The organism is Oryzomonas japonica, from assembly GCF_008802365.1.
In the GTDB taxonomy this organism is placed as follows: domain Bacteria; phylum Desulfobacterota; class Desulfuromonadia; order Geobacterales; family Pseudopelobacteraceae; genus Oryzomonas; species Oryzomonas japonica.
The window spans coordinates 488846-501610 of the sequence record NZ_VZQZ01000002.1 but is presented as its reverse complement, the minus strand read 5'-3'; the positions used below and the strand labels follow the sequence as shown (position 1 = coordinate 501610).

Here is a 12765-nt window from a genome sequence, read left to right as displayed (position 1 = left end):
CCATGTATAAAGCCTTTTTTGGCTTCAGGGAGAAGCCGTTCAGCAAGACCCCCGACCCCCGTTTTCTTTTTCTCAGCGCGGGGCATGAAGAGGCCTTGGCTCGCCTGGAGTTTGTGCTGGAGGAACGGGAAATAGCCGTCCTTACCGGCGAGATCGGTTGCGGCAAGACAACGCTCTCCCGGGCGCTTATGGACCGGCTGGGTGATGGCTACCGCTTCTGTTACATCGTCAATCCGCGCCTGACGGGACTGGAATTCCTGCGGACCACGGCCCGCCTGCTCGACATCGAGGCGCCGGCGGCGCTCAAGGACGAATTGCTTGAACAGATCAATACGGTCGTCTACGACAGCTACCAGAAGGGGATTTGCCCGGTCATCGTGGTCGATGAAGCCCAGATGATCTCCGATGCGGAGGTGTTCGACGAGATCCGCCTGCTGACCAATTTTCAGCTGGATGACCGCAATCTACTGGCGGTGATCGTCATGGGGCAGCCGGAATTGCGTCCCATGCTGGCTTCATCCCGGTTCGAGCCCCTGCGGCAGCGGATCGCCCTCAATTACCACCTGGAGCCGCTTACGCTGGAAGAAACCATGGAATATCTCGATTTCAGGCTTGAAAAGGCCGGCGGTATGCCCGGTTTATTCACCCCCGATGCTGTCCAGAAGATATTCGAGATTACCGGTGGCGTCCCGCGCAAGATCAACTCCATTGCAACCAATGCCCTGTTGGTCGCCTACGGCAACGACGCCGCCCTGATCGATTCGACGGTCATCGATGAAATTAAAGACGAACTGATGATGTAGAAGGATTCCAACCGCATGAACCTGGCAAAGATTCGGCAAAAAGTCCAAAACAGAGAAGCCCGGGAGCAGGCTGTCGAAGCGGAGCGCGTCAGTCTGGACGCGCCGCAGTCAGAGGCACCTTCGGCCGCTGCCGCCCCTTCTCCCGATGCCGCTGATGATCGCCCGTCCGTTGCCGATACGGCGGGCGCCGTGATTCCTGAAAGCCGACAAAACCCGTTGCCGAGGCGGGCCAGGCATATCGATCCTCTCGATATCATCCTCGCGGGACGGGCAGCGGCCGGATGCGACGACGACCTGCCGCTGGCGTCCGAAGGTCAGGTGGTTGCCGAAGTGTCGGAGTACGAGGAAATACTCTGTTTCCGGATCTCGAACGAGATATACGGCATCAACATCATGGAGCTCAAGGAGATCATCAAACCCCGTGAGACGACCGAGGTCCCCCGCGCCCCGGTGTTTATCATGGGGGTGATTTCCCTGCGCGGCGTCATCATTCCCGTCTTTAACATGCGTGAACGTCTTGGACTCCCCCAGGGGGAGCGCAACGGCCGGGAACGCATTGTGATTGCGAAGCGCAACGAAGGGTTCACCGGCCTGTTGGTGGACGAGGTTATTCAGGTCGTGCGTATCGGGAAAGAGGAACGCGAACCCGCTCCAGCCGTTCTTGAGGGGATTGACCGCGATTTCGTCTGCGGTATCGGCCGCACCGGCACCATGATGATCATTCTGCTCAATGTGGCAAGCATTACCGATATCAACCTCTGCTGAAGCACCCCGGTCCCGGTCCTGCCGGTCGCTGCTCACCACTATGGCTGTCTGAACGGAGCCGCACGAATAGATTATGAAAACAGATATTCAGAACATAGAACTGGCGTGTTTCAGTTTGGGGAACAGGCTCTTTGCGGTGGATATCATGCGCATCAAAGAGATCATCCTGCCCCAGAAACTTTCCGGTCTGCCCCGGGAGTCGGACCTGCTGGAAGGGGTCATCAACCTGCGTGGTGAATTGATCCCGGTCATGGACATGCGGAATCGTTTCGGCATGCCGAAAGCTGATGAGCGTGTCCCGGGCCGGCTCCTGATCGTCTCTCTTCAAGGGCAGATGCTGGCGCTGGCAGTGGATAACGTCCAGGAGGTCATCACCGTTCCGGCGGGCGAGATCAAACCCGCTCCTGATATCACCGAAGGAATCGGCATGGAATACGTTTTGGGGATGTGCCTTTCACATGAACAAATGTTCATGATCCTGGACATCGACTCCCTGCTTACCCCCTCTGATATCCGCCTGGAGTCACTTCGTGGATAATCGGGAAGATATACGCAACGCCCTCAAATCAGCCGACGAAGAACTGCGTCGCGCGGTCATCGATTCCCTGCACGGCAAGGACCTGGAGGATGTGTGCGAGTTTGTTTTTACCGCCATGGGCGATGGCAGCTGGCGGGTGCGCAAGGAAGCGGTCAATGTGTTTGTGGCGGCAGAGCCCTCAGGTCATTTTATCGCCGAACTGCTGGAACTGTTGCGCGATGAGGGCAATGCCGGGCTGAGAAATTCCGCTGCCGAGGCTATTGTCATGCTTGGGGCGCGGGCGGCCCTCCAGTTGAAAACCCTTGCCGGCGACCCCGATGCCGGCGTGCGGAAGTTCGTGGTCGATGTCATGGGGGGGATCGGGGGCGTTGAGTTTATTCCGGTGCTGCTTGCCGCCCTTTATGACCCCGATGTGAACGTTTCCGCCGCTGCGGCCGAACATCTGGGCACCATCGGCGACGCCGGGGTGGTGCCGGAACTGCTCGCGGCACTCGCCGCGAATGAAAACGCCTTCTTTCGTTTCAGCGTCCTGTCAGCCCTGGGAAAACTTGGGACCCCTGGGCCGGTGCCGGAGGAGATCAAGAAGCTTGTCGGGCAGGATATCTTCAGCAAGGTACTCTATGACTGCCTCGGGAGCATCGGTGACCATACGGCCGCACCCATTCTGCTGGAGGGCTTTCTCTCCAGCCAGAAGAGCGCCCGTTGCGCTGCCGTCAAGGCCTTCAACCGTATCCTGCTGCGTTCCGACAGCGCGGCGCGTCAGGAGTTTATCGCTTCATTACGTCAATTTTCGGGTAGCGAGGTCGTGCCGGGCTTCATGGAACTGCTGGAGGTGGAAGGGCATGATACCGCTCTGGCGGAAGCGGTGACGAACCTGCTGGGGGTTATGGGCGACCCACGTGCCGCTGTGCCTCTTTTGGCGGCATATCTCACCGAACGGCTTTCGAGCCTGGCGCTCACTGCCCTTTCTGCTCTCGGCCCCGCCGGCATGGACACGTTGCGGGAAATCTACCCCAGCGCCGACGAAAAGGTCTGCGGCGCCATCTGTACGCTGTTTGGGAAATTGGGCTACCCTGGGGGCGACGACCTGATTCGCAATGCCCTGCGCAACCCTCCGCCGCTGGTGCGCAGGTCCGCGGTACAGGCCGCCGGCCAGCGAGGATTATCGGACTGCATCCCGGAGATCATCGGGATGCTCGAAGAGGCGGACGATGGCTTCAGCGGCGCTATCATCTCCTCCCTTCAACTCCTGGCCCAAAAGGACAGCCACCCCGTCAGGGCGGTTGCGCGCCAATTGGCGGATTCCGAGCAGCCACAGCACCGCCGTGATGCGGCCTTGCTCTTTGCCGCCCTGCGTGATGGCGACTACCTGTCGCGGCTCGTCAAGGATGAGGATCCTTCCGTGCGACAGACCTCGGCGGCTGCCATTGGGAAACTTCATATTCCCTCCCTGCAGGGGGTTTTGCAAATCGCCCTGGTGGACGAGACCCCGGAGGTGCGCATGGTCGCTGCCGAGGCTTTGGGAGAATCGGGGAACGCCGATGCCCTTGAGCCTTTGAGGCTGGCCCTGCGCGATGACGATTCCCGGGTGCAATGCGCGGCCCTGAAAAGCATGACCCGTCTGGAACCGGTGGCCATTCTCGACGTGATCAAAAACCTGCTCCCCGCTGCCGGGGGACTGCTCATGATCACCTGCCTTGAAGTGCTTGAGTCGTTAGGGGATAGCGCCGCCCTGGACCTGGTGGAGACGGTCCTGGATAACGAGGATGAAGAATTGGTCATATTGGCGTTCAATATCCTCTCCCGTCACGACAAGGAGCGAATCCTGCGGAATGCCGAGCGGCTGTTTGCCCATCACCATGCCGGCATCAGGTATGACACGGCGGCGACTCTGGCGGGACTTCCCGGCCAACGGCCCCGGGCCGTTCTGAAAAACGCCCTTAAGAATGAAGGGAACAATCTGGTCAGGGACCTGATGAAACGCCTGTTGAAAGGGGGAGCATGACTTTATCCCTGGATACAGGACAGCCCATGTCCGATGATGAGTTCCGGATCATACGGGACAGTATTTACAGCCATTGCGGCATTTTTTTCGACGACGACTCAAAATACCTTCTGGAGAAGCGTCTTGCCCGCCGTCTGACCGCCCTGAATCTGAATAATTTCCGCGAATATTATCACTTTTTGAAATACGACCGGAATAAAGACCAGGAAATGATGGACATCATGGATGTCCTCACGACCAATGAAACCTATTTCTTCCGGGAATCGTTCCAGCTTTCCGCTTTCACGGATGAAGTCATTCCGGAACTCATCAGCGCCAAGTCGGCTCGGGGGGACCGTACGTTGCGCATCTGGAGCGCAGGCTGTTCAACGGGAGAAGAACCCTATACCATCGCCATGTTGCTGCGGGACATGCCCAGTCTGCGGGGGTGGAAGATCGAGATCATCGGTACCGACATCAGTCAGCGGGTCCTTCAGCACGCCCGACGTGGAGTCTACACGAAATCGTCGTTCCGGGCGACTGACGAACGCTATATCAAACGTTTCTTTTACGAATATGACGGTGGGCTCAAGGTGACGGACGATATCCGGGAGATGGTTACCATCAGCCACCTCAACCTCTTCGACAAGATCCGCATGATGATGCTCGGCAAGATGGATCTCATCTTCTGCCGCAATGTGATCATCTATTTTGACCTGGCGGCCAAGAAGAGGGTCGTCGAAGAGTTTCACCGATCCCTCCATGACGGAGGTTTCCTGCTTCTGGGACATTCCGAGTCGCTCATGAACGTCACCACGCTTTTTACGCTGCGCCACTTCAAGAATGATATGATCTATCAGAAGCCGGAACGTTCTGCATTGGGAGATGGTTTATGAGAAGGCTCAAGGTGCTTGTCGTAGACGATTCCGCCTTCAGCAGACGCACCATCACCAAGATGCTCGAAGGACTCGAATGTGTCGAGGTGGTCGGCTACGCCACCAATGGCGAGGAGGGGATCCACAAGGTGGCAACCCTTAAGCCGGACCTTGTCACCCTTGACCTTGAAATGCCGAAAATGGACGGATTTACGCTTCTGCGCATCCTGACGGTCCGCTATGCGACCCCGGTGATTGTCGTGAGCGCCCTGAGCAGCGCAGACAAGGTGTTCAAGGCCTTGGAACTGGGCGCCCTGGATTTCGTGGCAAAGCCTTCCAGCGGGGCCTCCAACGATCTGCTGCTCATCAGGGAGGACCTTCAGCAGAAGGTACTCCAGTTTGTCAATCAGGGCCTGCCGCGATTAAAGCAGCCACCGTTGCCGTCCCATGAAAGGGTGCAGGGGGATGCTGGAGCGGCGAAGCCCGGCGTTGTTGGCCAATCGCCCTTCGATCTTGTCGCCATCGGCGCCTCAACCGGAGGGCCGCCGGCACTGCAATTTTTCTTCTCCGCATTCGAGAGGGCGTACCCCTTTGCCGTCGTGGTGGCCCAGCACATGCCGTCAGGTTTCACCCGTGCCTTTGCCGAGCGCTTGAACCGCGCCTCCCTGTTCGAGGTAAAGGAGGCTGTGGATGGCGATTTGGTGCTGCCGGGCAGGGCGCTGATAGCGCCCGGAGGTTCGAACCTCGTGCTGGAACCGCACGACGGACGGGCTGTTGTGCGGGTCGTCCCTCCCACGAGTGCCGACCGTTATGTGCCGTCGGTGGATGTCATGCTGGAATCCTGTGCCGATATCTACAAAAAGCGCATGATTGCCGTCATCCTGACCGGCATGGGAAATGACGGCACCAAGGGCGTTCGCAAAGTCAAAGACCAGGGCGGCTTTGTGATAGCCGAATCCGATGAAACGGCCGTTGTCTACGGGATGCCGCGCGAAGCCGTAGCGACCGGCCTTGTGGACAAGGTTGTCCCCATGCACTGCGTGCACCGGGAGATCCTGGCTAAAGGCTCATTTACATAATCTCGTATCGCCACATGTGCTCTTTAAACGTAATCCAATTTTATTGTCCAGAAAGGAACAGAATTGTGGAACTGAAGTACATCCCCAAGGATATAGAAGAAAAATGGCAGAGCTGTTGGGAAGAAGCGGCATCCTTTGCCGTCACCGAAGATCAGGATAAGAAGAAGTACTATCTGCTGGAGATGTTTCCCTATCCCTCCGGCAGGATACATATGGGCCACGTGCGCAATTATTCCATCGGCGATGTGGTCGGCAGGTTCAAGAAGATGCGCGGCTTCAACGTGCTTCATCCCATGGGATGGGATGCCTTCGGGATGCCGGCTGAAAATGCCGCCATCCAGAATAAGAGCCATCCGGCCAAGTGGACCCATGAAAACATCGACTATATGCGCGGCCAGCTCAAGAAAATGGGGCTTTCCTACGACTGGGGCCGCGAACTTGCCACCTGCGATGTGGCATATTACCGCTGGGAGCAGAAGATCTTTCTGGAGATGCTCGCCAAGGGGTTGGCGTACAAGAAGACTTCCTTTGTCAACTGGTGCCCGAAATGCGAGACCGTGCTGGCTAACGAACAGGTGGAAGACGGTGCCTGCTGGCGTTGCGACAGCGAGGTCAAGCAGAAGGAGCTTGATCAGTGGTTCTTCCGCATCACCGATTATGCCGAGGAGTTGCTGGACTGGACCTTTAAACTTCCAGGGTGGCCGGAACGGGTGCTGGTCATGCAACGCAACTGGATCGGCAAGAGTATCGGTTGCGAGATCGATTTTCCTCTGGAAGGGCGCAGCGAGTCCGTTAAGGTCTTTACGACCCGCCAGGATACGGTTTTTGGCGCCACCTTCATGTCCCTGGCCCCCGAACACCCCTTGGCCCAGCAACTGACCACTCCCGACCGGAAAGCCGAGGTCGATGCCTTTATCGAAAAGGTTAAAAAAACCGACCGCATCAAGCGGACCGCGGAAGACTTTGAAAAGGAAGGGGTCTTCACCGGTTCCTACTGCATCAATCCTCTCACCAAGGCCCGCATGCCGGTGTATCTGGCCAACTTTGTCCTGACCGACTACGGCACCGGCGCGGTCATGGCGGTGCCGACCCACGACCAGCGTGACTTTGAGTTTGCCCGTAAATATTCGCTGCCGCTCCAGGTCGTGATCCAGCCGGAAGGGGAGAGCCTCGATACCGCCACCATGAAGGCCGCCTTTACCGAGACCGGAACACTGGTCAACTCGGGCCGGTTCGACGGCCTGAAGAGCGATGCCGCCAAAGAGGCCATCGCCGATTACCTGGAACAGGAGGGGATCGGCAAGAAAACGGTCAATTTCCGTTTGCGCGATTGGGGAATCTCCCGGCAACGTTACTGGGGGAACCCCATCCCGGTAATCTACTGCGAAAATTGCGGCGTGGTGCCGGTGCCGGAAAAGGACCTGCCGGTACGGCTTCCCATGGACGTGGAGTTCAGTGGTGAAGGGGGCAGCCCGCTGGCCAAGCTGGACTCCTTTGTCAACTGCACGTGTCCCACATGCGGCAAGGCGGCGCGCCGCGAAACCGACACCATGGACACTTTCGTCGAGTCGTCCTGGTATTTCCTGCGCTATTGCTGCCCTGATTTCCAGGATGGCCCCCTGGACCGCAAGCGCGTGGATTACTGGATGTCCGTTGACCAGTATATCGGCGGTATCGAACACGCCGTCCTGCATCTTCTGTATGCCCGTTTCTTTACCAAGGTGTTGCGCGACCTGGGGTACGTCTCCTGCGATGAACCTTTCACCAACCTGTTGACCCAGGGCATGGTCATCAAAGATGGCACCAAGATGAGTAAATCCAAGGGTAATGTAGTCGATCCCAATGCCCTCATCGAGCGTTACGGTGCCGATACGGCCCGCCTCTTTTCCCTGTTTGCGGCGCCGCCGGAAAAGGATCTGGACTGGAGCGACCAAGGGGTGGACGGCTCGTTCCGTTTCATCAACCGCGTGTGGAAACTGGTCCATGATCGCCTCGACCTGGTGAAAAACGCCGCTGCGCCGGACCTGGCAACGCTTACGGCTGAGGAACGCACGCTGCGCCGCGCCGTACACAAGACCATCAAAAAGGTGACCGAGGACATCGAAGAGCGTTTCCATTTCAATACCGCCATCGCATCGATCATGGAACTGCTCAATACGCTCCAGCCCGCGGATCTCCAAACGCCACAGTACGGCGCCGTCATGAAAGAGGCATTGGAAACCACGGTGCTGCTGCTGGCTCCCTTTGTCCCGCACGTGAGTGAGGAGTTGTGGCAGCGCCTCGGCAATACCACCCCCCTTTCCCGCACCGCCTGGCCGGAATACGACCGGGATGCGGTCGTGGATGAAGAAATATTGGTTGTTGTTCAGGTCAACGGGAAGCTCCGTACCCGGATCACGGTGAGTGCCGGGACCAGTATGGAGGAACTCGAGAAGTGCGCCCTGGCGGACGAAAAGGTGCTCCCGTTTCTCGAGGGCAAACAGGTGCGCAAGGTTATCTGCGTACCGGGCAAGCTGATCAACATCGTGGCGGCGTAGGGGGAGGGGATATGTCTTTCGGAGGTCTATTCCGCTCTTTCTCGTTCCTGCTGCTCTGCTGCATGTTGTTATGTGCGGGGTGTGGCTATCGCTTTGCCGGAACGGCTGGAAACACGCTGACAACGGGTCAGTCGATCTGGGTGGCGTTCATCGTCAACGAGACGGTCAGCCCCACAGCCCAGACCGTTATCCGGCGGGCGTTGTACGAGGAAAGTCACACCATGCGGGGACTGGCCCCGGCGGACAGGGAGGCCACGGCCGACCTCAGGGTGCGGGGCAAGCTGGCTTCCTATACCCTCAAGGCGGTCTCCTATTCTGCCGCAGACCAGGTTAAGGAATACCGTCTGACTATCTCTGTTGATCTGGAATTGCATCAAAAGGGCGGGACGGCCCCTGTGTGGAAGGGAACCGTCCAGGCGTTTCAGGACTTCCCCGCGTCCACGGACCTGGCCCTGCAGCATAACGCCGAGGAGGCGGCCCTGAAGGCGGCCTCCCGGACCCTGGCCGACAGGTTTCTTGTGACCGTGGAACAGGCGTACTGATCATGACCGCTCAGGAGCTTGAAACCGCCCTTAACAAGGGGACCATACCGGCGCTCATCTATCTGTACGGCGAAGAGACGTTCCTGATCGAACGGACTGTCCATCAATTGCTGGAACGGGCCATCGATCCTTCACTCAAGGATTTCAACTTCAATGTCTTCTACGGCAATGAAACCAAAGGGGTTGAAATCCTCGATGCCGCCCAGACCCTGCCCATGTTCGCCGAGCGGCGTGCGGTGCTGGTAAAACGCGCGGATGCGCTCAAGGCCGATGTTCTGGAGAGCCTGCTGCCGTATGTCCGCAATCCGGCCGCAACCACGTGCCTCGTGTTTACCGGCGCCAAGATCGACCAACGCAAGAAATTCTTCCAGGAACTCAAGAAACAGGGGTGTCTGGTGGAATACAAGCGGCTCTACGACAACAAGCTGAGCGGCTTTATCCAGAGCGAGGCGGTGGCCCAGGGAAAGACGATCGACCCGGCCGCCGCCGGATTGCTGTCTCTTCTGATCGGCAACAACCTCCAGGAGTTGTCGTCGCAAGTAGAAAAGCTGGCCGTGTACTGCGGCGACCGGTCGCGGATAACCGTGGAGGACGTGCGCGTCATCGCCAGCAGCAGCAAGGCGTTTACCGCCTTCGAGCTTGCCCGCTTCCTCGGTATGCGCGATCTGCAGAACGCCCTCAAGAGTCTTGGGGCACTCTTTCGCAATGGTGAAGATGCTCCGATGATGATTGGGGCCCTGACACGACATTTCCGGCAACTGTGGCGGATCAGGGAGTTGCTGGATCGCAGGGTGTCCCAGGCCGATATCGGCCGGGAACTCAACATCCACACGTTTTTTCTGGGGGAAGTTGTCCAGCAGGCGAAAAACTTCTCGCGGGGTGAATTGGGAAGGCTGTTCGAAGAGCTCTATCGTTGCGATGTCGCGTCCAAGACAGGTGGAGGGCAGCCCGCAACCCTGATGCATGGCCTTGTGGTCGGGATCTGTACGTCGTCTTTAGCGCAGTAACCCAATCAAACTGATGCGAGCGCATACTCGCCAAGCGGGTGTGCACTCGCCTTCATTCCGGCGCGCTGATCTCTTCTATCTGCGCGCTTTCGTGTTTAAAAAATGATTTTTATCTAACGATCATGCAGTGCTGAACGCAGCATTTCCGCCAGTTCATTGACCCTGTATGGTTTTGCGATAGCGCCGGTAAAACCGTAGGTACGATAGTCGGACATGATCGGATCGTTTGAATAACCGCTGGAAACTATCAGTCGCGCCGCCGGATCAATATCAAGGATTTTTTCAGCCGCTTCCCTGCCACCCATGCCTCCCGGAATGGTCAGATCCATAATTACCGCCGAGAAAGGCGTTCCTGATTCCTTTGCCGCTTCATAGTACCGTATGGCTTCTGATCCTGCGCCACAGGTCGTAACGTGATACCCGATTTCTTCAAGCATTCCCGTCGTTAGTTCCCGGATCATCTCTTCATCGTCCATGACAAGAATTGAACCTCCACTATGATCTTTGGAGGTTTGTGTGACAGGTTCGGTCGGACATTTCGGAAGAGTCTCTCCGATTGACGGCAGATGGATTGTGAAGGTAGCACCTTTATCTACGAGAGAACTGACGCTGATATGTCCGCCATGCCTGCTGATTATTGAATGGGTTGAAGCAAGCCCCAGGCCATTCCCGCTGACCTTGGTTGTGAAATAGGGATCAAAGATCTTTTCCAGATCAGTATCCGATATTCCGCAGCCTTCATCGGTAAAGGCGAGGCAGATATATGGGCCGGGAGGAAGTGCCATGCTATTCCTGCCGGCAAGCGTCTCGTTGCGAGCAGAGACGGTCAAGACCCCGCCACCCGGCATCGCTTGCGTAGCGTTTATAATAATGTTGTGGAATGCCTGACTGATCTGCCCTTCATCCGCTTCTATCGCGTGAATTGAATCGGGGATGTCAACGACGCCCCTGACATTGGAACCGTGAAGAACCAGTGACATTGTTTCATTTGCAAGATGCTGGAGTGAAACAACATTCTTGACAGGTTCGCCACCGCGGGCAAAGGTCAGGAGTTGACGAGCCAGTTCGGTGGCCCGCACCGATGCTTTTTCAGCCCCAACCAGGGCTTTATATGACTTGTGCGTGTCATCAAGGGACATCTTGGCAAGGGATATGTTTCCCATGATCCCGGTAAGAATATTGTTGAAGTCGTGGGCAATGCCGCCGGCGAGTACTCCCAGCGATTCCAGTTTCTGAACCCTCAGTTCTTCTTTTTCATGTTCTTTGAGATATGAGATGTCCAAGGCAATTCCCATTATACCAGCGACTCTACCCAGTTCGTCAAAGAGTGGAGTCTTATACGTAAGGTGCCACTTTGTGCCATCCGGTGTTGCGACTTGCTCTTCCAACTGTCTCTTCTGGCCGGTGGTACACACCTCACGGTCGTCGGCGATATAGCTCTTGGCCATTTCCAGGGGGAATAACTCCAGGTCGGTTTTGCCGATGCAATCATCTACCGTATGACCACAGGCCTCGGCATATGGCTCGTTAACCATTGCAAGACGACCTTCTGAGTCTTTGAGCCACGCTATCATGGGCAGGTTGTCCAATATGGCGCGTTGTTGCAGCAATAATCTCGTATTGGCTAATTCCGTGCGTTTGTGTTCTTCGACCTCTCTCGCCAGCTTTTCATTTGTCTGTCGAAGTTTATCATTTGCCTCGGAAAGCTGCAGAGTCCGCTCGGCAATCTGCTCTTCCAGAAGCTGATTGCGTTCCACCAACCCCTTCATAGGATACACTTCGCCCTCACGGACCAGGTAGTAGGGAATGGAAATGCTACTATGCGCGATTTTCCACTCGGTGGATTCCTTGCGGAATATCAGCACAAGGCGGGCGGTCTCTCGTGACAGAATGTAGTCTTTGATTGGCAGGTGAATGGTGAAGAATCCGGTAGTCACAGCAATCGTATCAGACAGGGATTGGATTGCCAGGTCCTTGAGCTCGATGCGGAGCGGATCTTTGACCTGGGCGAAGTCCTGGCGGGTAATCGCCACCCATTCTTCCCTGTCTTTGACGAGAAAATCTCCGCCTCCTGTGAAGCCGGAAAAATCATTGCTGAAACATGTGGTGAGACGGTCGTCGCGGGATGCGTACATCCGAAGGTATTCATCAAACAGGTGCCGGATTTCCTGATAGTCGTTTGCATTCATTGAACGGACCCTTTGGGAAAAGCGTTGTTGCTCCCGCTAAAAACAAAGGGGGCTCCCATTGCATGGGAGTCCCCTTTGTGTGACCTTATGTCGTGCGCGATTGGTGTTAACCCAGGGTATTGACGAGCCTGGTCAGGCGCGAAACGTTTCTGGAGGCATTGGAGTTGTGGATCACGCCTTTCGAAGCAGAAGCATCGATGACCGGAATGGCGGCCTTCAGGGCTGCGGTAGCTGCTTCCTTGTCCTTGGCCTCGACAGCCTCGCGCACCCGCTTGATATATGTCTTCAGCGTTGAGGTAACGTGCCGGTTGCGGGCACTCCTCTTGGCGTTCTGTTTAATCCTTTTGATTGCCGACTTATGATGTGCCAAGCTGCACCTCCGTGTGATTCTTTCCGCGAGTAATATCTAAATTGAAGCTAGTTTACTAACACTACTGCAGTTGCGT

At 56.7% G+C, this 12765-nt stretch carries 11 protein-coding genes; 9 read left to right on the top strand and 2 right to left on the bottom strand.

Annotated elements, in window-relative coordinates; translation table 11 throughout:
- Positions 1-2 precede the first annotated feature (2 nt).
- The 9 genes from F6V25_RS05570 (at position 3) to holA (ending at position 10130) form a co-directional block, all read left to right on the top strand.
- Positions 3-803, top strand: coding sequence for an ExeA family protein (locus tag F6V25_RS05570; protein WP_151127613.1), 801 nt, complete (start codon positions 3-5; stop codon positions 801-803).
- 15 nt (positions 804-818) lie between these two features.
- Positions 819-1568: a chemotaxis protein CheW gene (locus F6V25_RS05565; protein WP_151127612.1), complete on the top strand. Its 750-nt coding sequence runs from the start codon at positions 819-821 to the stop codon at positions 1566-1568.
- 73 nt (positions 1569-1641) lie between these two features.
- Positions 1642-2106 carry a chemotaxis protein CheW gene (locus tag F6V25_RS05560; protein ID WP_151127611.1) on the top strand — a complete coding sequence of 155 codons (465 nt, stop codon included), beginning with the start codon at positions 1642-1644 and terminating at the stop codon, positions 2104-2106.
- A complete protein-coding gene (locus F6V25_RS05555; RefSeq protein ID WP_151127610.1) occupies positions 2099-4111 on the top strand; it encodes a HEAT repeat domain-containing protein in 2013 nt (670 codons plus the stop codon). The genes F6V25_RS05560 and F6V25_RS05555 overlap by 8 nt, the downstream gene beginning before the upstream one ends.
- A 26-nt stretch (positions 4112-4137) precedes the next feature.
- Positions 4138-4986, top strand: a complete 849-nt coding sequence (locus F6V25_RS05550; RefSeq protein WP_151127609.1) for a CheR family methyltransferase — start codon at positions 4138-4140, stop codon at positions 4984-4986.
- A complete protein-coding gene (locus F6V25_RS05545; protein WP_151127608.1) occupies positions 4983-6044 on the top strand; it encodes a protein-glutamate methylesterase/protein-glutamine glutaminase in 1062 nt (353 codons plus the stop codon). Before F6V25_RS05550 ends, F6V25_RS05545 begins: the two co-directional genes overlap by 4 nt.
- Positions 6045-6109: 65 nt before the next feature.
- Positions 6110-8581, top strand: a complete 2472-nt coding sequence (leuS, locus tag F6V25_RS05540) for a leucine--tRNA ligase (RefSeq protein WP_151127607.1) — start codon at positions 6110-6112, stop codon at positions 8579-8581.
- Between the two features lie 11 nt (positions 8582-8592).
- Complete coding sequence (lptE, locus tag F6V25_RS05535) at positions 8593-9123, top strand: LPS assembly lipoprotein LptE (protein WP_151127606.1); 531 nt, start codon at positions 8593-8595, stop codon at positions 9121-9123.
- A 2-nt stretch (positions 9124-9125) separates the two neighbouring features.
- A complete protein-coding gene (gene holA, locus F6V25_RS05530; protein ID WP_151127605.1) occupies positions 9126-10130 on the top strand; it encodes a DNA polymerase III subunit delta in 1005 nt (334 codons plus the stop codon).
- Between the two features lie 113 nt (positions 10131-10243).
- On the opposite strand, the gene F6V25_RS16940 is transcribed toward holA, so the two are convergent.
- On the bottom strand, positions 10244-12319 hold the full coding sequence (locus F6V25_RS16940) for a nuclear transport factor 2 family protein (protein WP_191966086.1): 2076 nt from the start codon (positions 12317-12319) through the stop codon (positions 10244-10246).
- A 106-nt stretch (positions 12320-12425) separates the two neighbouring features.
- On the bottom strand, positions 12426-12689 hold the full coding sequence (rpsT, locus tag F6V25_RS05515) for a 30S ribosomal protein S20 (protein WP_151127604.1): 264 nt from the start codon (positions 12687-12689) through the stop codon (positions 12426-12428).
- Between the last annotated feature and the right edge of the window lie 76 nt (positions 12690-12765).

Coding starts and splice junctions, on each gene's coding strand:
- F6V25_RS05545 (WP_151127608.1), top strand. CDS start 4,983: ATGAGAAGGCTCAAGGTGCTTGTCGTAGACGATTCCGCCTTCAGCAGA.
- lptE (WP_151127606.1), top strand. CDS start 8,593: ATGTCTTTCGGAGGTCTATTCCGCTCTTTCTCGTTCCTGCTGCTCTGC.
- F6V25_RS05560 (WP_151127611.1), top strand. CDS start 1,642: ATGAAAACAGATATTCAGAACATAGAACTGGCGTGTTTCAGTTTGGGG.
- F6V25_RS05550 (WP_151127609.1), top strand. CDS start 4,138: ATGTCCGATGATGAGTTCCGGATCATACGGGACAGTATTTACAGCCAT.
- F6V25_RS05565 (WP_151127612.1), top strand. CDS start 819: ATGAACCTGGCAAAGATTCGGCAAAAAGTCCAAAACAGAGAAGCCCGG.
- F6V25_RS05570 (WP_151127613.1), top strand. CDS start 3: ATGTATAAAGCCTTTTTTGGCTTCAGGGAGAAGCCGTTCAGCAAGACC.
- holA (WP_151127605.1), top strand. CDS start 9,126: ATGACCGCTCAGGAGCTTGAAACCGCCCTTAACAAGGGGACCATACCG.
- F6V25_RS16940 (WP_191966086.1), bottom strand. CDS start 12,319: ATGAATGCAAACGACTATCAGGAAATCCGGCACCTGTTTGATGAATAC.